The sequence below is a fragment of the Streptomyces erythrochromogenes genome, from assembly GCF_036170895.1.
Taxonomy (GTDB): domain Bacteria; phylum Actinomycetota; class Actinomycetes; order Streptomycetales; family Streptomycetaceae; genus Streptomyces; species Streptomyces erythrochromogenes.
In genome coordinates, this window is the sequence record NZ_CP108036.1 from 1,819,072 (window position 1) to 1,838,577 (window position 19,506).

Annotated in this window: 18 protein-coding genes; 7 read left to right on the forward strand and 11 right to left on the reverse strand. The window is 69.8% G+C overall.

The annotated features are described in order from the left end of the window. Positions 1 to 181: 181 nt before the first annotated feature. Positions 182 to 1,372, forward strand: coding sequence for a GDSL-type esterase/lipase family protein (locus OHA91_RS08485; RefSeq protein ID WP_245240138.1), 1,191 nt, complete (start codon positions 182 to 184; stop codon positions 1,370 to 1,372). A gap of 50 nt (positions 1,373 to 1,422) precedes the next feature. Continuing rightward, entirely contained in the window at positions 1,423 to 2,010 is a 588-nt protein-coding gene (locus tag OHA91_RS08490) for a 3'-5' exonuclease (RefSeq protein WP_037632704.1), read from the forward strand. A 116-nt stretch (positions 2,011 to 2,126) separates the two neighbouring features. Here OHA91_RS08490 and OHA91_RS08495 read toward each other — a convergent pair whose 3' ends face one another. The 7 genes from OHA91_RS08495 to OHA91_RS08525 form a co-directional block, all read right to left on the reverse strand. After that, on the reverse strand, positions 2,127 to 3,518 hold the full coding sequence (locus OHA91_RS08495; protein WP_078959366.1) for a nucleobase:cation symporter-2 family protein: 1,392 nt from the start codon (positions 3,516 to 3,518) through the stop codon (positions 2,127 to 2,129). 314 nt (positions 3,519 to 3,832) lie between these two features. Next, positions 3,833 to 5,233 carry an 8-oxoguanine deaminase gene (locus OHA91_RS08500; RefSeq protein ID WP_328738960.1) on the reverse strand — a complete coding sequence of 467 codons (1,401 nt, stop codon included), beginning with the start codon at positions 5,231 to 5,233 and terminating at the stop codon, positions 3,833 to 3,835. Positions 5,234 to 5,424: 191 nt separating this feature from the next. Further along, positions 5,425 to 6,348: a factor-independent urate hydroxylase gene (gene pucL, locus OHA91_RS08505; RefSeq protein WP_031152249.1), complete on the reverse strand. Its 924-nt coding sequence runs from the start codon at positions 6,346 to 6,348 to the stop codon at positions 5,425 to 5,427. A 1-nt stretch (position 6,349) separates the two neighbouring features. Continuing rightward, entirely contained in the window at positions 6,350 to 6,739 is a 390-nt protein-coding gene (gene uraH, locus OHA91_RS08510) for a hydroxyisourate hydrolase (protein ID WP_031152247.1), read from the reverse strand. An 8-nt stretch (positions 6,740 to 6,747) separates the two neighbouring features. Next, positions 6,748 to 7,254 carry a 2-oxo-4-hydroxy-4-carboxy-5-ureidoimidazoline decarboxylase gene (gene uraD / locus OHA91_RS08515; protein WP_031152244.1) on the reverse strand — a complete coding sequence of 169 codons (507 nt, stop codon included), beginning with the start codon at positions 7,252 to 7,254 and terminating at the stop codon, positions 6,748 to 6,750. A 154-nt stretch (positions 7,255 to 7,408) separates the two neighbouring features. Continuing rightward, positions 7,409 to 7,792, reverse strand: coding sequence for a helix-turn-helix domain-containing protein (locus OHA91_RS08520; protein WP_031152242.1), 384 nt, complete (start codon positions 7,790 to 7,792; stop codon positions 7,409 to 7,411). After that, the gene (locus OHA91_RS08525; RefSeq protein ID WP_078959365.1) at positions 7,789 to 8,040 is read right to left on the reverse strand and encodes a hypothetical protein; all 252 of its coding nucleotides are present in this window, start codon (positions 8,038 to 8,040) and stop codon (positions 7,789 to 7,791) included. Before OHA91_RS08525 ends, OHA91_RS08520 begins: the two co-directional genes overlap by 4 nt. A 126-nt stretch (positions 8,041 to 8,166) precedes the next feature. Between OHA91_RS08525 and OHA91_RS08530 the strand changes: the two genes are divergently transcribed. The 3 genes from OHA91_RS08530 to OHA91_RS08540 all read left to right on the forward strand — a co-directional run bounded on the left by OHA91_RS08530 (position 8,167) and on the right by OHA91_RS08540 (position 11,662). Beyond that, on the forward strand, positions 8,167 to 9,000 hold the full coding sequence (locus OHA91_RS08530; RefSeq protein WP_031152238.1) for a TIM barrel protein: 834 nt from the start codon (positions 8,167 to 8,169) through the stop codon (positions 8,998 to 9,000). Positions 9,001 to 9,075: 75 nt separating this feature from the next. Then, positions 9,076 to 9,966: a 2-hydroxy-3-oxopropionate reductase gene (locus OHA91_RS08535; protein WP_031152235.1), complete on the forward strand. Its 891-nt coding sequence runs from the start codon at positions 9,076 to 9,078 to the stop codon at positions 9,964 to 9,966. A 238-nt stretch (positions 9,967 to 10,204) separates the two neighbouring features. Continuing rightward, the gene (locus OHA91_RS08540) at positions 10,205 to 11,662 is read left to right on the forward strand and encodes a catalase (RefSeq protein ID WP_031152233.1); all 1,458 of its coding nucleotides are present in this window, start codon (positions 10,205 to 10,207) and stop codon (positions 11,660 to 11,662) included. Between the two features lie 401 nt (positions 11,663 to 12,063). Here the strand turns inward: OHA91_RS08540 and OHA91_RS08545 are convergent, their stop codons facing one another. Continuing rightward, a complete protein-coding gene (locus OHA91_RS08545; RefSeq protein WP_328738961.1) occupies positions 12,064 to 12,750 on the reverse strand; it encodes a hypothetical protein in 687 nt (228 codons plus the stop codon). Positions 12,751 to 12,837: 87 nt separating this feature from the next. Further along, a complete protein-coding gene (gcl, locus tag OHA91_RS08550; protein ID WP_031152229.1) occupies positions 12,838 to 14,625 on the reverse strand; it encodes a glyoxylate carboligase in 1,788 nt (595 codons plus the stop codon). A 266-nt stretch (positions 14,626 to 14,891) separates the two neighbouring features. On the opposite strand from gcl, the gene OHA91_RS08555 reads away from it, so the two are divergent. Together OHA91_RS08555 and OHA91_RS08560 are read left to right on the forward strand one after the other, a co-directional pair. Further along, the gene (locus tag OHA91_RS08555) at positions 14,892 to 15,794 is read left to right on the forward strand and encodes a hypothetical protein (RefSeq protein ID WP_328738962.1); all 903 of its coding nucleotides are present in this window, start codon (positions 14,892 to 14,894) and stop codon (positions 15,792 to 15,794) included. 54 nt (positions 15,795 to 15,848) lie between these two features. Beyond that, positions 15,849 to 16,337: a glutathione peroxidase gene (locus OHA91_RS08560; RefSeq protein ID WP_031152224.1), complete on the forward strand. Its 489-nt coding sequence runs from the start codon at positions 15,849 to 15,851 to the stop codon at positions 16,335 to 16,337. A 133-nt stretch (positions 16,338 to 16,470) separates the two neighbouring features. Here OHA91_RS08560 and OHA91_RS08565 read toward each other — a convergent pair whose 3' ends face one another. Together OHA91_RS08565 and OHA91_RS08570 are read right to left on the reverse strand one after the other, a co-directional pair. Beyond that, entirely contained in the window at positions 16,471 to 18,192 is a 1,722-nt protein-coding gene (locus OHA91_RS08565) for an AMP-binding protein (protein ID WP_328738963.1), read from the reverse strand. Positions 18,193 to 18,278: 86 nt separating this feature from the next. Next, positions 18,279 to 19,397 (reverse strand): winged helix DNA-binding domain-containing protein, encoded by a 1,119-nt coding sequence (locus OHA91_RS08570; RefSeq protein WP_051893248.1) that lies wholly within the window; start codon positions 19,395 to 19,397, stop codon positions 18,279 to 18,281. Positions 19,398 to 19,506 lie beyond the last annotated feature (109 nt).

Here is a 19,506-nt window from a genome sequence, read left to right on the forward strand (position 1 = left end):
AGGAGACCGAACGACCGATCGGTCGTTACTGGTTCGTAACTTCCCTGTACCTAGCGGTAACAAGCGGGCCCGTGTCACCTTTCCGATGCCACCGGCCGGCGGTACCCCCACTTTCCCAGCCACACGAGACGGCAACGAAGTCGTTGCCGGCTTCGGCGTGGCCTAGCGCAGGAGTTCCGCAGTGATCGGATTCCGCAACGTCAGCAAGGACCGGGTCCCCCGTCGGGTGCGACGACTGGCCTGTGCCGCCGTGACCGTGCCGCTCGCCGCCGGCGCGCTGCTGGCCGGCGGCGCCGGAACCGCCGGGGCCGCCCCCGGGACCGGGCCCACGGCCGTGGTGTCCATGGGCGACAGCTACATCTCCGGCGAGGCCGGGCGCTGGAAGGGCAACAGCCTGACCAACACCGGGAACCGCAACGGCACGGACCGGGGCTGGGTCAGCGGCAGCACCTACGATCCCGCCAGGGTGTACGGGACCACGGCCGGCGGCTGCCACCGGTCGGACTCGGCGGAGGTGCGCAGCGCCGGGGCGATCGCCGACGTCGCCGTGAACCTGGCCTGCTCCGGGGCCGTCTCGCAGAACGTGTTCCGCGCCTCCAACGGCGGCGTCTCCTACAGGGGCGAAGCCCCCCAGGCCGATCAGCTGGCCGCGGTGGCCGCGAGCAACAACGTCAAGGTCATCGCCCTGTCCATCGGCGGCAACGACCTGGGATTCGCCGACATCATCAAGGACTGCGCCCTCGACTTCGTCATCTGGAACTCGTACTGCTACGACGACCAGCAGTACGGCGTCGACCAGAAGATCGACGCGGTCATGGCCGACGTCGGCAAGTCGGTCGACGAGATCCGGGCCGTCATGCGTACGGCCGGGTACGCCGACTCCTCCTACCGGATCGTGCTCCAGTCCTACCCGTCGCCGATCCCGCGCGGCGCGGAGAACCGGTACACCCAGAGCGACTGGAGCCGGCTCAACACGGGCGGATGCCCCTTCTGGAACCGTGACTCGGACTGGGCGCGCGACTCGCTCGTGCCGCAGATCGCGGGCCGCATCAAGGGCGTCGCCGCGGCCAAGGGCGTGCAGTTCCTGGACCTTCGGGACATGCTCCAGGGACGCGAGGTGTGCGCCAAGGCGAGCAAGCCGGTGAGCTCCACGGTGCCGGCCTCGGGCAGGACGAGCGAGTGGGCGCGCTGGATCGACAACAACGAGTCGCAGGGCCTGATCCAGGAGTCCATGCACCCCAACTACTACGGCCAGCTGGCCGCCGGCCGGTGCCTGGCCCTGGCGGTGGCACAGCCCGCGGCCTCGGCCACCAGCTGCAAGAACACGGCGGGGAGCGATCACACCGGGATGTTCCTGACACCGGCGCCGTAGCGGTGAAAACCGGATGATCGACAGCGGTGCGGGCTGGCATGCTCTCGCGCATGGCAGTCCGCAACGCACGTCCCAGTCTCTACATCTCCGTCGACATCGAGGCCGACGGACCCATTCCGGGACCGTATTCGATGATCAGCTTCGGGGCCGCGGTCGCCGGCCGGCAGGAGGGGGATGCGTATACGGCCGCAGATCCGCAAAGGCGCACCTTCTACCGGGAGTTGCGGCCGATCAGTGACGCGTTCGTGCCCGAGGCGCTGGCCGTCAGCGGGCTCGACCGCGACCGGCTGGTCCGGGAGGGCGCCGATCCGGCGGCGGCGATGGCCGAGTTCCGCGCCTGGGTGCGGAAGGTGTCCGTGGACGCCCAACCGGTGATGTGCGGCTACCCGGCGTCCTTCGACTGGACGTTCCTGTACTGGTACCTGATGCGGTTCGGCGGGGACAGCCCCTTCGGACACTCCGGGTGCCTCGACATGAAGACCCTCTACGCGACGAAGGCGCGGGTGCCTCTGCGGGCCGCGGTCAAGGGGCGGATGCCCCGCGAACTGCTGTCCCGGCGGCGCCACACGCACCACGCACTCGACGACGCGATCGAGCAGGCCGAGCTGATGAGCAACCTGATGCTCTGGCGGCCCTGACCCGGCGCGCCGTCACCGCACGTACGGGCGCACGGCGGTTCGCTCGTACCGGACGCGGCGGTGCGCTCGCCACACCCGCAGTGGGTGGCGAGCGCGCCGCCGTGCTTCCTTGCCGGTCAGTGGATCGGCACGGGTTCGGGTGCGGCCCCCGAGGCCGCACCCTTCCTGGCACCGAGGTGGTTGAAGGCCAGGTTCAGCACGATGGCCACCACGCAGCCGGTGCTGATGCCGGAGTCGAGGACGACCAGCAGGTCCTTCGGGAAGGCGTGGTAGAAATCCGGCGCGGCGATCGGGATCAGGCCGATGCCGACGGACGCGGCGACGATCAGGGCGTTCTCGCCCTTCTCCATGGCCGCGCCGGCCAGGGTCTGGATGCCGCTGGCGGCCACCGAACCGAAGAGGACGATGCCGGCGCCGCCCAGGACGGGCAGCGGGACCACTCCGATGACGGAGGCGGCCATCGGACACAGGCCCAGCAGGATCAGGATGCCGCCGCCCGCGGCGACGACGAAGCGGCTGCGCACCTTGGTCATGGCGACCAGGCCGATGTTCTGGGCGAAGGCGCTGCACATGAACCCGTTGAAGAGCGGGCTGATCGCGCTGCCGAGGGTGTCTGCGCGCAGGCCTCCCGCGATGGCCCTCTCGTCCGCCGGCCGGCCGACGATCTTGCCCAGGGCCAGGATGTCGGCGGTGGACTCGGTCATGCAGACGAGCATGACGATGCACATCGAGACGATCGCGGCGACCTGGAACTGCGGCGCGCCGAAGTGGAACGGCGTGGGGAAGCCGACCACCGAGGCGTTCCTGACGGCGTCGAAGCCGGTCATCCCCAGCGGAAGCGCGATCAGGGTGCCCGCGACCAGTCCGAGCAGGATGGAGATCTGCTGGAGGAAGCCGCGCAGGAACTTGCGCATGAGCAGGACGATCACCAGGGTGACGGCGGCCATGCCGATGTTCTTCATGGAGCCGTAGTCGGCGGCGGTGCGGTTGCCGCCCTGCGACCAGTTGAAGGCCACGGGCAGGAGCGAGACGCCGATCAGGGTGATGACCGTGCCCGTGACGACTGGCGGGAAGAAGCGGACGAGCTTGCCGAAGTAGGGGGCGGCGAGGAAGCCGATGGCTCCGGCGACGATGATCGCGCCGAAGATGACGGGGAGGGCGTCCGCACCCTCCCCCTTCCCTATGGCGATCATCGGGGTCACACCGGCGAAGGAGACGCCGTTGACGAAGGGGAGTTTGGCGCCGATCTTCCAGAAACCGAGGGTCTGCAGGAGGGTGGCGAGCCCGGCGGTGAAGAGCGAGGCGCCCATCAGGAAGGCGGTCTCGGAGGCGGAGAGTCCGACCGCGGGGCCGACGATCATGGGCGGGGCCACGACACCCGCGTACATGGCGGCCACGTGCTGCAGGCCGCTCGTGAACATTTTCAGCGGAGGCAGGGTCTCGTCGACCGGGTGCTTCTCCTCCGGTACTGCGACTGCGTCTTTGCGAAACCTGGGCGGTTGGGCCACGGCTTCCTCCGGTCGGGTAACACGTCGGCAGGGACGTGGGTGTCATGGAGGTGGTGCGAAAGCGGTGCGAGTCGAGCGCGTGTGTGAAGTTGTGGGTGGAGCCGGTGGAGCCACTTCTTGGTCCCAAGGGGTGCAGAAACGATTCGCCCAATCGCCGCTCCCGCGATGCGCCATGGCGCTGGTGGCACGAGTCACCGCTCCCGGGGACGCCTTCGGATTTCCTCGGGCGCCTCCCGGGAACGGCTGCCCACGGACCCCGCTCGGGTCCGCGGCGGCCGGCCGGGGGCCGTCCCCCCCGGCCGGACTCCGGGGGATCAGGCCTGCGCGATCCGCGCGAGGCGCTGGGCCTCTTCCCGCGTGGACACCGCGATGGCGTCCTCGTCGGCGAAGAGCAGTCGGTTGTTCTCGACGATCTGCTTGCCGTTGACGAACGAGGCCGTCACCGGGGCGGCCGCACCGAAGACCAGAGCGGTCACCGGGTCGGCGATCGAGGAGTGCAGGAAGGTGTTCAGGTTCCACAGGACCAGGTCGGCGCACTTGCCGACCTCCAGCGAACCGATGTTGTCGGCACGGCCGAGGACCTGGGCGCCTCCGTAGGTACCGAGGCGCAGGGCCTGGCGCGCGTTCAGGGCGCGCTCGCGGTGGACCGGGTTCAGGCGGTTGATCAGCAGCGCGTTGCGCAGCTCGGTGTGCAGCTCACCGGACTCGTTGGAGGCGGTGCCGTCCACGCCGAGGCCGACCGGGACGCCGGCGGCGAGCATGTCCGGGACGCGGGCGATGCCGGCGGCCAGACGGGCGTTGGAGGACGGGCAGTGCGCGACACCGGTCTTGGTACGGGCGAAAGCGGCGATGTCGGAGTCGTTCATGTGGACGCTGTGCGCCATCCACACGTCCTCGCCGAGCCAGCCGGTCGACTCGAAGTAGTCGGTCGGGCCCATGCCGAAGAGCTCGTGGCAGAACTTCTCTTCCTCGACGGTCTCGCTGCCGTGCGTGTGCATGCGCACGCCGAGGCGGCGGGCCAGCTCGGCGCCCTGCTTGAGCAGTTCGGTGGAGACCGAGAAGGGGGAGCAGGGGGCGACGGCGACCTGGGTCATCGAGTCGAAGGACGCGTCGTGGAACTTCTTGACGGTCGCCTCGGTGTCGGCCAGCGCGCCCTCGAGGGTCTCGACGGCGTGGTCCGGCGGCAGGCCGCCGTCCTTCTCGCTGCGGTCCATGGAGCCGCGGGCGAGGGTGAAGCGGACGCCCATCTCGGACGCGGCCCGGATGATCGAGCCGGACAGGTCGCCGGAGCCCTTGGGGAAGACGTAGTGGTGGTCCATCGCGGTGGTGACACCGCCCTTGGCCATCGCGGCGAGGGAGCCCTGCGCGGCCGTGTACGTCATCTGCTCGTCGATGCGCGCCCACGTCGGGTACAGCGCGACGAGCCAGTTGAAGAGGTTGTGGTCGGTGGCCAGGCCACGCGTGATCCACTGGTAGAAGTGGTGGTGCGTGTTGACCAGACCGGGGGTCACGAGGTGCCCGGTACCGTCGATGCGGCGGACTACGTTCTCGAGGTTCTCGGGGGCCTTGCCCGCACCGATGAATTCGATCCTGTTGCCTGCGACGACGATGTGGCCCGAGGCGTACTCGGTGTCATTGGCGTCGACGGTCGCGATCGCACAGTTCTCGATGACGATGCGCCGGGTGGCGCTGTCATGGGCTGCCGATGCTGCCATGGGACTTCCTCGTGCTTTCAGTGGCGGTGCGGGCACGGCAGGACCCAGGGGATTTGAGTGCCGGAGCCGGGGCCTTGGCAGCTGACAGTACTGCCGCCCCGTGTGGTGCGTCCGGGTGCCGATTCAGGAAGTTGGGTCGTGTCGCGCGGTCCCGGGGCCACTGCGGAGCCCCGGGACGCGCGTGCCGCGCTCTAGAGGTTGGTCATGTCCACCGGGATGCGCGCGTCGGCGCCGTCCCGCAGGATCGTGGCCTCGATCAGACCGTAGGGACGGTCCGCGGCGAAGTACACCTCGTTGTCGTTCTTGAGGCCGAAGGGCTCCAGGTCGACGAGGAAGTGGTGCTTGTTCGGGAGCGAGAAGCGGACCTCGTCGATCTCCGAACGGTGGTTGATGATGCGCGAACCCATCTGGTAGAGGGTCTGCTGCAGCGAGAGGGAGTAGGTCTCCGCGAAGGCCTGCAGCATGTGCTTGCGGGTCTCGGCGTAGGACTTCTCCCAGTTGGGCATCCGCTGCTCGTCGTCCGACCAGTTGAAGCGCCAGCGGCTCGACACCTGGGTGGCCAGGATGCGGTCGTACGCCTCCTGCAGCGTCGTGTACTTGTCCTTCACGTAACCCCAGAACTCGGAGTTCGTGGAGTTCATGACGACCAGGTCCTTGAGGCCGGAGATGACCTCCCAGTTCTGGCCGTCGTACGTGATCTGGGTGACGCGGGTCTCCATGCCCTGGCGGACGAAGGAGTGGTTCACCTCGTCGGCGCCGATGAACTTGGAGTTGGCGTCGGACGTGGCGATCCGGTCCCAGGCGTACTCCTCGATCCGGATGCGCGCGCGCTGGATCGGCTCCTGGCTGTTCACGAACCAGCGGGCCAGGTGGATGCCGAACTGCTCGGCGGACTCGATGCCGTACTCCTTGGCGAACGCGTACACCGTGTTCTTGGTGGTGTCCGTCGGCAGGACGTTGGCGTTCGAGCCGGAGTAGTGGACGTCGTCCATGTCGCCGGAGAGGGCGACCGAGACGTTCAGATCCTTGATGTGGTGCGTGTCGCCGTCCCGCGTGATCTTGACGACGCGGTTCTCTGCTTTGCCGTACTGGTTCTGGCCCAGAATCGTGGCCATGCTAGCTCCCTCGGTAAACGGAGTAGCCGAACGGGTTGAGCAGCAGCGGTACGTGGTAGTGCTCGCCCGGGTTCACCGCGAACGTGATGGTGACCTCGGGGAAGAACGTAGCGCTGTCCCTTACGCGGGGGGCGTCCTGCTGCGCCTCGGCTTGCTTCTTTGAGAAGTACGTCTCGGTCTCGAAGTCCAGACGTACGTGGGTGGTGCCCTCCGGCAGCGCCGGCAGGTCCTTGCAGCGCCCGTCCGCATCGGTGGCGGATCCGCCCAGGGCCACCCACTCGCCGTCGAGTCCCGTACGGGCCGACAGGGAGATGGCGACGCCCTCGGCGGGCTTGCCGATGCTGGTGTCCAGGATGTGCGTGGACACCGACGCGGTGGTCTCGGTGCTCATGGTCGGTCTCACTCTCCTTCTACGAGGCGGGTCAGGCGGATCTTGTTGATCTTGACGAGCTCGCCGCGGGCGATTTCCCGCTCCTGCTCCGGCGAGTTGTCGATCCGGACCTTGACCGCGTCCCGCATGAACTCACCGGTCGCACCGGTGGCGCAGATGAGGAAGACGTGGCCGAACTTCTCCTGGTAGGCCAGGTTCAGTTCGAGGAGTTCGTTCTTGAGCTCCTCCGAGGCACCGGCCATGCCGCGCTGCTCGCGGGCGGAGGTCGGGTCTCCCGGCTTCGGCCGGCCGATCGGCGCGTGGCCTCCCATCGCCTCGGCCAGGTCCTCCGCGGTGAGCTCCGCCATGGCGGCCTCGTTCGCGGCGAACAGCGACTCGGCGGTGGCGAAGGGGCGCTGGGCGAGCATCTTGCTCCCCCACGCCGAGCTGGCGCACACCTCGTGCAGCTCGGCCGTGGCCGCGCTGTCGTCCAAGGTGTTGATCCGGGTGAGACCCGGGGTCGGACTCGAAGTCACGGTAGGCCTCCGTGGCCTGTTGTTGCTTTGACGGGCTGCGCATAGCTAACGCTCTCCACCACACGGCGTCAACACTTTGTTGAAACTTCCCGTACACAAAAGCCGCCGCCCGGGTGAATTGGGCGGCGGCTCGTCACCGTGAGTCAGAATTTGTTCACGCTGGGGTGTTCTTACTGGGGTTTTCCCTGTTCAAGTAGTTGTAGACCGTGAAGCGGCTTACGCCCAGCGCGCCCGCGACCGTTTCCACACCGTGCCGCACGGAGAAGGCGCCCCGCGCCTCCAGTATCCGCACGACGTCCTGCTTGGACTTCCGGTCGAGCTGGGACAACGGTACGCCGTGCCGGCGCTCCAGCGCGGCCAGGATGTGGTCCAGCGAGTCCGAGAGCTGGGGCAGGCGCACGGCGAGCAGCTCCTGACCCTCCCAGGTGAGCACGACGTCGTCGGGCGTGGCCTGGGCCGGGTCCATCAGCTCGCCGCCCATCGCGTCCACCAGCGGCTTGACCGCCGTGACGAAGGGGTGGTCGCGGGGCTCGGTCATGGCGTCTCCTCGCCGATCACGTTGACCTGGAGGGTGACGCGCGTGGCACCGGCCCCCAAGGAATCGCGCAGCAGCGCGGTCACCGCGGACAGCACCCGGTCGGCCTCGCCTTCCGCAGTGTTGCCGAACGGGCCGACGTCCACCGCCTCCAGCTGGGCCTTCTGGATGACCTCGCGGGCCGCCACGGCGTGGTCGGGGGCCTCTTCGAGATCGAAGGGCTCGGTCGTGAACTCCACTCTCAATCGCACGCGGCTCAAGCTACCGCGCTGTCTCGATTTTTCGGGAGTCCGCACTTGACATCCGCGCGGAACCCCATGCAGTCTTCCATCAAGCAGAAAATAACTTCCGCAATACGGAAGGAGCGCACACCCCTCATGGGATACACGGACCAGCGCTTCGATGTGAACCTGTCGATCCTCTTCACGGAACTCCCGCTCCTGGAGCGCCCTGCGGCTGCCGCCGCGGCGGGCTTCACGGCGGTCGAGCTGTGGTGGCCCTGGATCGAGACCCCCACCCCCGCTCAGGAGGAGCTCGACGCCCTCAAGAAGGCTCTTGAGGAAGCCGGCACCCAGCTGGTGGGCCTGAACTTCTACGCCGGCCAACTGCCGGGCCCGGACCGCGGCGCGGTCTCGGTACCCGGCGAGGAGTCGGACCGCTTCAACGCCAACATCAACGTGGCGGCGGACTTCGCCGCCTCGGTCGGCTGCAAGGCGCTGAACGCCCTGTACGGCAACCGCGTCGAAGGCGTGGACCCGGCCGTCCAGGACGAGCTGGCCCTCAAGAACCTGGTCGTGGCGGCGCAGGCCGCGGACCGCGTGGGGGCGATCCTCCTGATCGAGACCCTCAACAAGCCCGAGTCGCCGCTCTACCCGCTGGTGAGCGCCCCGGCCGGCATCGAGGTGGTGGACAAGGTGAACGAGGCCACCGGCCTCGGCAACGCCAAGTTCCTGCTCGACCTGTACCACCTGGCGATGAACGATGAGGACCTCTCCGAGGTCATCGAAAAGTACGCCGCCAAGACCGGGCACGTCCAGATCGCGGACAAGCCGGGACGAGGGGCTCCGGGCACCGGCGAGCTGCCCCTCGAGGAGCTGCTCGACCAGCTGAAGAAGGCCGGATACGAGGGCTACGTAGGCCTCGAGTACAAGGCCGCAGACGCTGCCGCCTCCTTCGCATGGCTGCCGGCCGAGGCCCGCGCCGCCAAGTAGGAGGACGAAGTCCGGGCGATCAGCCAGGCACCTCACGCACTTTTCGTACAAAGCATTAAGAGAAGGACCCTCATCATGAGCAACCTCCCCAAGATCGCCTGGATCGGTCTCGGAATCATGGGCTCCCCCATGTCCGAGAACCTGCTGAAGGCCGGCTACTCGGTCACCGGCTTCACGCTGGAGCAGGACAAGCTGGAGCGCCTGGCCGCCGCCGGCGGCACCGCGGCCGGCTCGATCGCCGAGGCCGTCAAGGACGCCGACGTGATCATCACGATGGTGCCCGCCTCCCCGCAGGTCGAGGCCATCAACTACGGCCCCGAGGGCATCCTCGAGAACGCCAGGTCGGGCGCGCTGATCGTCGACATGTCCTCGATCACCCCGCAGACCTCCGTGGACCTGGCGAAGAACGCCGCCGAGAAGGGCATCCGCGTCATCGACGCCCCGGTGTCCGGCGGCGAGGCCGGCGCCATCGAGGCCGTCCTGTCGATCATGGTGGGTGGCGAGCAGGCCGACTTCGACGAGGCCCTGCCGGTCCTCGAGGCCCTCGGCAAGACCATCGTCCTGTGCGGGCCGCACGGCTCCGGCCAGACGGTGAAGGCCGCCAACCAGCTCATCGTCGCGGTGAACATCCAGGCGTGCGCCGAGGCCGTCGTCTTCCTCGAGAAGTCGGGCGTGAACCTCACCGCCGCCCTGGACGTCCTCAACGGCGGCCTCGCCGGCTCCACGGTGCTGACCCGCAAGAAGGACAACTTCCTGAACCGCGACTTCAAGCCCGGGTTCCGGATCGACCTGCACCACAAGGACATGGGCATCGTCACCGACGCCGCCCGCAACGTCGGTGCGGCCCTCCCGGTCGGCGCGGTCGTCGCCCAGCTGGTCGCCTCGCTGCGCGCCCAGGGTGACGGCGGCCTGGACCACTCGGCCCTGCTGCGCGCCGTCGAGCGCCTCTCCGGCGCCCAGGTCTGAGGTCCCCCGCCGGGCCCCCACGGGGCCCGGACCGCCCCCTCACGCAGGGGGCGCCGAGTCTCCGGATGGTGCCGGTGCTGACACCTGTCCTGTCGCGCCCAAGCGCCGGCACCGTCCGGGTCACCTCACCCCACAACTTCGTTCAACAAACTGTTGACGTTTAGTTCTCGCCGAATTTAGGCTGTTCCGCATGACGGAAGACGCTTTCCGTCAGCAGTTACCCGTACGGAAGGTCACCATGTCGAAGCGCACGCTGACGACCGAGTCCGGCGCCCCGGTCGCCGACAATCAGAACTCCGCCACCGCCGGCGTCGGTGGCCCGCTCCTGATCCAGGACCAGCAGCTCCTTGAGAAGCTCGCCCGCTTCAACCGTGAGCGCATCCCGGAGCGTGTGGTGCACGCCCGCGGCTCGGCCGCGTACGGCTACTTCGAGGTGACCGACGACGTCACCGCCTACACCAGCGCCGCCTTCCTGAACACGGTCGGCAAGAAGACCGAGACCTTCCTGCGCTTCTCCACCGTCGCCGACTCCCTCGGTGGCGCGGACGCGGTGCGCGACCCCCGCGGTTTCGCCCTGAAGTTCTACACCGAAGAGGGCAACTACGACCTCGTCGGCAACAACACCCCGGTGTTCTTCATCAAGGACCCGATCAAGTTCCCCGACTTCATCCACTCCCAGAAGCGCGACCCCTTCACGGGCAAGCAGGAGCCGGACAACGTCTGGGACTTCTGGGCGCACGCCCCCGAGGCCACGCACCAGATCACCTGGCTGATGGGCGACCGCGGCATCCCGGCGTCGTACCGCCACATGAACGGCTACGGCTCCCACACCTACCAGTGGACGAACGAGCAGGGCGAGGCCTTCTTCGTCAAGTACCACTTCAAGACGAACCAGGGCATCCGCTGCCTCTCCGGGGAGCAGGCCGCCGAGCTCGTCGGCAAGGACGCGAACTCGCACCAGACCGACCTGCTGCAGGCGATCGAGCGCGGCGTGAACCCGAGCTGGACCCTCTACGTCCAGATCATGCCGGCCGCCGAGGCCGCGGACTACCGCTTCAACCCGTTCGACCTCACCAAGGTGTGGCCGCACAGCGACTACCCGCTGCAGCGCGTGGGCCGCCTGGTCCTCGACCGCAACCCGGACAACGTCTTCGCCGAGGTCGAGCAGTCCGCCTTCTCCCCGAACAACTTCGTCCCGGGCATCACCGCCTCGCCGGACAAGATGCTCCAGGGCCGCCTGTTCGCCTACGCCGACGCCCAGCGCTACCGCCTCGGCGTGAACCACACCGTGCTGCCGGTCAACGCACCGAAGGCGACGAAGGCCGACAACTACGGCCGCGACGGCGTCATGGCGCTGCGCAACGGCTCGCGCCACGACAAGAACTACGAGCCCAACTCGTACCAGGGCCCGGCCGAGACCGGTCTCGCCCTCGGCGCCCCGAAGGCCGTCTCCGGCTACACGGGCACCCACGAGGCCCCGGCCCACACCAAGGACGACGACTTCTTCCAGGCCGGTGAGCTCTACCGCCTGATGTCGGAGGCCGAGAAGCAGCGCCTGGTGGCGAACATCGCCGGCGGCCTCTCCCAGGTCACCCTCGAGGACGTCATCGAGAAGAACCTGGCTCACTTCCACGCCGCCGACGCCGACTACGGCCGTCGCGTCGAGGAGGCCGTGCGCGCCCTGCGCGACGCCTGAGCCGATATGGATGTACCGGGGGCCTGACGGGAGGTCAGGCTCCGGGTGCTGAGCCCGACCCGTGGACCCGGATGAGGGGTGGTACGCGGCGAGGGCAGGACGAGGACCGTGGCGAGCGTGCGAGCCAGTGCGGTGGTAATGGGTTCCGAGGCCCGTCTCTTGACCTGAGGGAGACGGTGCCGGAGTTCTCGTCGCCCGCCCGCCACGGTCCCAGCCACTCCTCTTCTTCTTACAGGGGCTGCGCACAGAGCGCCCTGCAGGAAGAGGAGGACTCCTCCCCACATACTCCGCCCGGCGGTGCGAACGTCCTGTCGCGCCAGCCTCGCACCGTCGGGCGGTAACAACCAGAGCGCCGAGTCACGGACGGTCCCGTGGCTCGGCGCTTTGTCGTACCCCGGACCTCAGCGTGCCGGTGGCACGAAGGTGGGCCGCAGCGCGGGCGGCAGGTCGGACTTCCGCCCGAACACCTGGACGTGGTCCGGATCCATGTCGTCGTTCTCCCACGTCGCGAGGAACCCCGCCGCGAGCAGGATCCTGATCAGCTCGCCCTGCATACGGGTACTCGCCGTTGCGAAACGCCGGACGGCCAGCGCCTCGACATCGCCGGCGAGGAAGGCCTCCGCCGCCGCCCGGGCCATGCCGGGACCGGGCGTCCAGCTCACGGAGACGGCCGCCGACCCCATCTCGGCGTCGGCGTCGACCATGACCACCGGACCCGGCCGGCCCGGGGCGTCGGGAGCGTCCGCGCGGAGGGCGGGCAGGCCGGCGTCCTGCAGGGCCCGGACGACCTGCCCGGCCAGCTCCCTGCGGACGGTGAGGACTTCCTCGCAGGCGCGCGGGTGTCCGAGCTCGGCCATCTCTCCCCCTGATCGGGCTGCGGCCCGGCCGGGCCGCAGCCCGATCAGGATCGCACGGGCGATGGCGGGGACGGCCTGGACGAACAGGATCACCGGCCGGTCCGGGGCTGCCCGGGCGAACGCCCACTGGTACGAGGGGCCGCTGAGCGGGATGCGGGCCGCGGACCGGGCGACCACCAGCGCCACCAGGGGCTGCCCCACCGCGGCGAGCGGCCGGAGCCGGATCCCCACCGGCCCGGACGCGATGGCCGCACGCGCAGCGACCCCCGCCCTCCTCGTGGAGGCGCGGGGGTCGCGGCGTACGGCCGGAGCCGGGGATCAGACCTTCAGGGCCTTGATCGCGGTCGGGGCGTGACCGGGCTCGGTTGCGAGCTCCTCGAACTCGGTGACGTCGCTCATGTCGACGGTCTTGCTCATCGAGATGTTGGTGACGCGCTCCAGGATGGCCTCGACGACGACCGGGACCTGGAACTCCTGGGCCAGCTTCTTGGCCTGCTCGAAGGCGGCGCCCAACTCGTTCGGGTCGGTGACGCGGATGGCCTTGACGCCCAGGCCCTCGGCGACCTTGACGTGGTCGACGCCGTAGACGCCGAGCTCCGGGGTGTTGATGTTCTCGAATTCGAGGTTGACCTCGAAGTTGATGCCGAGACCGCCCTGCGCCTGACGGATCAGGCCCAGGTAGGCGTTGTTCACGAGGACGTGGACGTAGGGGACCTTGTGCTGGGCGGCGACCGCCAGCTCCTCGATCATGAACTGGAAGTCGTAGTCGCCCGAGAGCGCGACGATCGGGGTCTCCGGGTCCGCGGTGGCGGCACCGATGGCGGCCGGGATGGTCCAGCCGAGCGGGCCGGCCTGGCCGCAGTTGATCCAGTGGCGCGGCTTGTAGACGTGCAGCATCTGCGCGCCGGCGATCTGGGAGAGGCCGATGGTGGTGACGTAGCGGGTCTCGGGACCGAACGCCTTGTTCATCTCCTCGTAGACGCGCTGCGGCTTCATGGGGATGTTGTCGAAGTGCGTGCGGCGCTGCAGGGTGGCCTTGCGCTCCTGGGCGGAGGCGGCCCAGGCGGAGAAGTCCGGCAGCTTGCCCTCTGCCTTGAGCTCCTTGGCGACCTCGATGAAGAGCTCCAGCGCGGCCTTGGCGTCGGAGGCGATGCCGAAGTCCGGAGCGAAGATCTTGCCGATCTGGGTGGGCTCGATGTCGACGTGGACGAACTTGCGGTCGCCGAGGTACGCGTCCAGGTTGTAACCGGTGTGGCGGTTGGCCCAGCGGTTGCCGATACCGAGGACGACGTCCGACTCCAGGAAGGTCGCGTTGCCGTAGCGGTGCGAGGTCTGGACGCCGACCATGCCGGCCGCCAGCTCGTGGTCGTCCGGGATGACGCCCCAGCCCATGAGGGTGGAGATGACCGGGATGTTGGTCAGCTCGGCGAACTCGACCAGCAGGTCGGAGGCGTCGGCGTTGATGATGCCGCCGCCGGCGACGATCAGCGGGCGCTCGGACTCCAGCAGGAAGCTCAGGGCCTTCTCGGCCTGGGCGCGGCTGGCCTGCGGCTTGTAGACCGGCAGCGGCTGGTAGGTGGCCGGGTCGAACTCGATCTCGGTCAGCTGGACGTCGATCGGCAGGTCGATGAGGACCGGGCCGGGACGGCCGGAACGCATGAGGTGGAACGCCTGCTGGAAGACGCCGGGGACCTGCGCGGCCTCCAGGACCGTCGTGGCGGCCTTGGTGACCGGCTTGGCGATCGAGGCGATGTCGACGGCCTGGAAGTCCTCCTTGTGGAGCTTCGAGACCGGAGCCTGACCGGTGATGCACAGGATCGGGATGGAGTCCGCGATGGCGGAGTACAGGCCGGTGATCATGTCGGTGCCGGCCGGGCCCGAGGTACCGATGCAGACGCCGATGTTGCCCGCCTTGGCGCGCGTGTACCCCTCCGCCATGTGCGAGGCGCCCTCGACGTGGCGGGCGAGCGTGTGGTTGATGCCGCCCACGTTCTTGAGCTCGCGGTAGAAGGGGTTGATCGCAGCACCGGGGACACCGAACGCTTGTTCGACACCCTCGAGCTTGAGGATCTCAACTGCAGCAGCGGCGGCTGTCATACGAGGCATCAGGTTCTCCTGCGGGTCTGGCGGTCAGGCTTTTCCGTAATCCGGAAGTTTTGTTCTGCTATACGGAACAAGCTAAGCGGCGTCTTCTTCGGCGTCAAGGCGGTAGGGGACCCCGGAAACCACCAAAAGCCGCATCTCGCTCGGCGACTTGTACAAATCACCGATCCGCCGGCGGGAACGGGCCGGAAATGGCGCGCAAGCTCGCCCCGGCGGTCGCCGGTGGTGGAGCATGGACCTACGCACGGCGACGGAGGGGGCCAGGTGTCATGGCGGAAGCGGTACCGGTGCGCTGCCCGGCATGCCTGCGCGAGAACGGCTACACCGCGCCGGTCTTCCCCTGCGCCTGCGGGAGCCCGGTCAATCCCCCGCTGGACCTGTCCGCGCCACCGCTGCTGCTGACGCACCGCACCTGGTCGGACAGCTGGGTGACGGTGCGCTGCACGTCGTGCGGGCGGGAGAGCGAGTGGCCGCATCCCGAGGTGGGGTGCGGATCGTGCGGCACGGTGGTGCGCCTTCCCGTGCACCCGCTGGAGCAGCCGGAGGCCGGGACGGGTCGGGGTGCGGGGCCGGGTGCGGGGCCGGGGGCCACGGCGGGGGCGGCGGCTTCGGCGGGTGCCGTGGGTTCGGCGGGTCCTGCGGGCCCGGGACGCGCGGGCGGGCCGGCGGATCAGCGCGGCGACGCTTCGGGGGAGGCCGCGGGTGCCGCTGCGGCCGGCGCCCCGGCGCCGCCGCCCGCCGCGGACCCGGCGCACATGCCCCTGCCGCCGACGGCTGCCGTCCCGCGGCCCGCGTTCCGGCCGGTGACCATCCGTACGGCCCGGGACGCGGTGGCCACCGCCGCGCTGTACCTGCGCTGGCTCGGCTTCCAGGACGTACGGCAGCCCGACGGGCGCCCCATCCCCTCGGCGGCGGTGGACCTGCGGGCTCCGGGGCTGGTGGCCCAGGTGGACCCGACCACCGCGCCGGCCGGGCTGCGGGCGGTGGAGTGCGTCTGGCTGAACGGGCTCACGGCTTCGGCGACCAGCGTCTACTTCTCGCTCGCCGGGTACACGGAGGACGCCCGCAGCCGCGCGGACGACCTCGGGATACCGCTGTTCGTCATGGACCTCACGGGCATGCCGCAGCCGGTCAACGACCCGGCGGACGCGCTGGTCGGATCGGGGGCGTAGCGGCCGACCCCTTAGGCTCGGGGCATTACCTGCCGACTGTCCGAGGAGAGTCCCGTGAGCCTGTACGACATCCCGCTGACCACCCTGTCCGACGAGCCCACCAGCCTGGCCGCGCACAAGGGCAAGGCGATCCTCCTGGTGAACACCGCGTCGCAGTGCGGTCTCACCCCGCAGTACTCGGGACTGGCCCGCCTGCAGTTCGCGTACGAGGAGAAGGGCTTCACGGTCATCGGCGTGCCCTGCAACCAGTTCGGCGGGCAGGAGCCCGGCAACGCCGAGGACATCCAGACGTTCTGCGCGGCCGGCTTCGGCGTCACCTTCCCGATGCTGGAGAAGTCCGAGGTCAACGGCGAGAACCGGCACCCCCTCTACCAGGAGCTGGTGAAGACCCCCGACGCGGACGGCGAGGCGGGGGACATCCAGTGGAACTTCGAGAAGTTCCTGATCTCCCCCGCCGGTGAGGTCGTGGCGCGCTTCCGCCCGCGTACCGAGCCGGAGGCCCCCGAGGTCATCGCCGCGATCGAGGCGCACCTGCCCGCGTAGGCACGCACGTACGGGCGCCCGCGTACGGGCCTGGGCGCCGCACCGCCCCGCGGAGCCGGATCCAGGACCCGGGCCCGGGCCCGGGCCCGGCCCAGGCATCCCGGCTCACCCAGGCCGCCCAGGTCAGCCCAGGTCAGCCCAGGTCGGCCTCGCGGTACTCCGCCGCCGAGCCGGCCTCCGTGAGCTCGCGCAGCTCCACCCGCCGGATCTTGCCGGACACGGTCTTCGGCAGTTCGCCGAACTCGATGCACCGGATCCTCTTGTACGGGGACAGCACGGCGCGGGAGTGCTCGAACAGCACCCGGGCGGTCTCCGGCCCGGGCTCCCACCCGCCCGCGAGGGTGACGTACGCCTTCGGGACCGCCAGCCGCAACTCGTCCGGGGCGGGGACGACGGCGGCCTCGGCGACGGCCTCGTGCTCCAGCAGGGCGCTCTCCAGCTCGAACGGGCTGATCTTGTAGTCGGAGGCCTTGAAGACGTCGTCGGAGCGCCCGACGTAGGTGAGGTACCCGTCGGCGTCGCGGGCGGCGATGTCGCCGGTCCGGTAGAGCCCGTCCGCCATCGCCTCGGCGGTGCGCGCCGGGTCGTCCCGGTAGCCGGTCATCACCCCGGCGGGCCGTACGCGCAGGTCCACGCACAGCTCGCCCTCGTCCGGGGACTCCTTGCCGGTGACCGGGTCCAGCAGGACGATCTCGTAGCCGGGCGCCGGACGGCCCATGGAGCCGGGCTTGACGGGGACCCCGGGGAAGTTGCCGACCTGGAGGGTGGTCTCGGTCTGGCCGAAGCCGTCGCGGATGGTGACGCCCCAGGCCTCACGGACCTTCTCGATGACCTCGGGGTTGAGCGGCTCGCCGGCGGCGACGGCCTCGCGCGGGGGCCTGGCCAGCCGGGTGAGGTCGGACTGGATCAGCATCCGCCACACGGTGGGCGGGGCGCAGAAGGTGGTCACGCCGTGCCGGTCCATCTCGGCCATCAGGCGTTCGGCGTCGAAGCGGGCGTAGTTGTGGACGAAGACGGTCGCGCCGGCGTTCCAGGGGGCGAAGAGGTTGGACCAGGCGTGCTTGGCCCAGCCGGGCGAGGCGATGTTGAGGTGCACGTCGCCGGGGCGCAGTCCGAGCCAGTACATGGTGGAGAGGTGCCCGATGGGGTACGAGGCGTGGGTGTGCTCGACGAGCTTGGGGCGGTCGGTGGTACCGGAGGTGAAGTAGAGCATCAGGGGGTCGGTGGCGAGGGTCTCCCCGTCGGGGGTGAAGCCGCCCTCGGCGTCCGGTGCGTCGGCGGCGGCGCCGGCGGCGGCATCGGCGAGCCGCAGCCAGCCGGCGGGGACCTGCTCCTCGCCGCCGGCGGCGATCCGGGTGTAGCCGCCCGGGACCTCGTCGAACTTGGCCGTGTCCTCGGCGCGGGCCACGACGTGCCGCACGTGGCCCCGCTCGACCCGGTCGCGCAGGTCGGCCGGGCCGAGGAGGGGGGTGGCGGGGATGACGACGGCGCGCAGTTTCATCGCGCCGAGCATCACCTCCCACAGCTCGCGCTGGTTGCCGAGCATGACGAGGATCCGGTCGCCGGGCGCGACGCCCCGGGCGCGCAGCCAGTTGGCGGTCGCGTCGGACCGTGCGGAGAGCTGTGCGAAGGAGAGGACCTCGCTGGAGCCGTCCTCCTCGACGATGCGCAGGGCGTCGGCGTCGTTGCCGGCGGCCATGTGGTCGAACCAGTCGAGGGCCCAGTTGAAGCGGTGGGGGCGGGGCCAGGTGAATCCGGTGTGGGCGGCTTCGTAGTCGCCGCGCCGCTCCAGCAGGAAGTCCCGCGCGGCGAGGAACTGGGCAACGGCGCTGTTCCGGGCACTTTCGGTCGTCATGGCAGGTATCGTGCCGCCTCCGGTGTACGGACCACCAGGGCGGCGTCAGCCGTGAGTTGACCGTTTGCTGCGCCTCGGCGGGCGGCTCAGGGGCGGATCGGCGCGAACCGTACGGACGGGGCGGGCCCTTCGCTCCCGTCGAGCGGACCGCCCATCTCGGCGATCAGCTTCTCCCCCTCGGCGACGATCTCCTCCTCGGCCGCTTTCGACACCCGGTCGAACAGTTCGACGGTGAGCACCGCGCCCTCCAGCTTCCACAGGCCGGCGAGGAACCCGTCGACGAGCAGGGTGCAGTGGGCCTGGTTCCCGGTCCAGCTGCGCCCCTTGACCTCGGGGGCGACCACCCGGGTCCGGTCGGCGTGCGACAGCAGGAGGTTGTCGAACTCCGGGAGGAAGCGCGGCGGCGCCGGGGTGGCGGCGTCGGGACGGGGCGCGTCGGGCAGGTCGAAGAGCTCCACGCCGTTCTCGTCGCGGAAGGCGAGCAGCCCGGGCCGCAGCCGCTCGAAGGCCTCGCGCAGCCGGGTCAGCCCGGCCCAGGTCTGCATGTCCTTGACGGAGGCGGGCCCGAACGCGGCGAGGTAGCGCAGTACGACGTCGTCCACGGGCTGCGCCGCGCCGGCGGGCTCGCCGAGCCAGTTCTCGACGGTGGTGAGCCGCACCTGTCCGCTGCGGCCCCACACCCCGCGGGGCGTGACCTGGACCAGTGGCAGCCGGCAGCGCGCCGCGACGGACAGGGACTGCGGGTCGGCGTCGGGCCACTCCTCCAGCAGGTCCTCGCGGATCTCGGCCATGGTGCGCGGCGCACTGTCGACGAGGGCGCGGGCCCGGTCGGCCAGCCGGTCCAGGTCCACTCCCACGAGCCCCTTGCGGAAGTAGTCGACCTCGCGGTCGCGGGCGGGCTGGACGAGGGGGCGCAGGGTGAGGGCGTCGTGCGCGGTGTGGGTGTGGATGGTGGAGCGCATGGTGACCATCCGGACCACCTCGCGGGACTCCATGAGGCCGGCCAGTTCGGCGGGGTCGAAACCGGCGAGCCGGGCGTGCAGCTGGAAGTAGGGCGGCTTGACGTTCTGCGCCTGCAGCCCGAGGAGGTGGGCGACGGCGTCCCGCGCGGACATCTCGGCGCGGCTCAGCAGCAGTTGGCGGGCGAGCGTGGCACGGTTCAGCGCACGGGTGTCGAGTACGGGATGTGTCGTCCTGGAAGCCATGACAGCAAGCTATCCGTCCTTGCGGACACCTTCTGTCCGCAACTCGGCATCGGGGGTCGGCCGGAATCCCGCCTGCGCCCGCACCCGACTCCTTTTCCCCCTATATCCT

Excerpts from the sequence above, each read along its gene's own strand:
- pucL (WP_031152249.1), bottom strand. The coding sequence starts at position 6,348 with ATGGCCACGATTCTGGGCCAGAACCAGTACGGCAAAGCAGAGAACCGC.
- OHA91_RS08535 (WP_031152235.1), top strand. The coding sequence starts at position 9,076 with ATGAGCAACCTCCCCAAGATCGCCTGGATCGGTCTCGGAATCATGGGC.
- OHA91_RS08565 (WP_328738963.1), bottom strand. The coding sequence starts at position 18,192 with ATGACGACCGAAAGTGCCCGGAACAGCGCCGTTGCCCAGTTCCTCGCC.
- OHA91_RS08500 (WP_328738960.1), bottom strand. The coding sequence starts at position 5,233 with ATGGCAGCATCGGCAGCCCATGACAGCGCCACCCGGCGCATCGTCATC.
- OHA91_RS08555 (WP_328738962.1), top strand. The coding sequence starts at position 14,892 with ATGGCGGAAGCGGTACCGGTGCGCTGCCCGGCATGCCTGCGCGAGAAC.
- OHA91_RS08490 (WP_037632704.1), top strand. The coding sequence starts at position 1,423 with ATGGCAGTCCGCAACGCACGTCCCAGTCTCTACATCTCCGTCGACATC.
- uraH (WP_031152247.1), bottom strand. The coding sequence starts at position 6,739 with ATGAGCACCGAGACCACCGCGTCGGTGTCCACGCACATCCTGGACACC.
- OHA91_RS08530 (WP_031152238.1), top strand. The coding sequence starts at position 8,167 with ATGGGATACACGGACCAGCGCTTCGATGTGAACCTGTCGATCCTCTTC.
- OHA91_RS08570 (WP_051893248.1), bottom strand. The coding sequence starts at position 19,397 with ATGGCTTCCAGGACGACACATCCCGTACTCGACACCCGTGCGCTGAAC.
- gcl (WP_031152229.1), bottom strand. The coding sequence starts at position 14,625 with ATGCCTCGTATGACAGCCGCCGCTGCTGCAGTTGAGATCCTCAAGCTC.
- OHA91_RS08520 (WP_031152242.1), bottom strand. The coding sequence starts at position 7,792 with ATGACCGAGCCCCGCGACCACCCCTTCGTCACGGCGGTCAAGCCGCTG.
- OHA91_RS08540 (WP_031152233.1), top strand. The coding sequence starts at position 10,205 with ATGTCGAAGCGCACGCTGACGACCGAGTCCGGCGCCCCGGTCGCCGAC.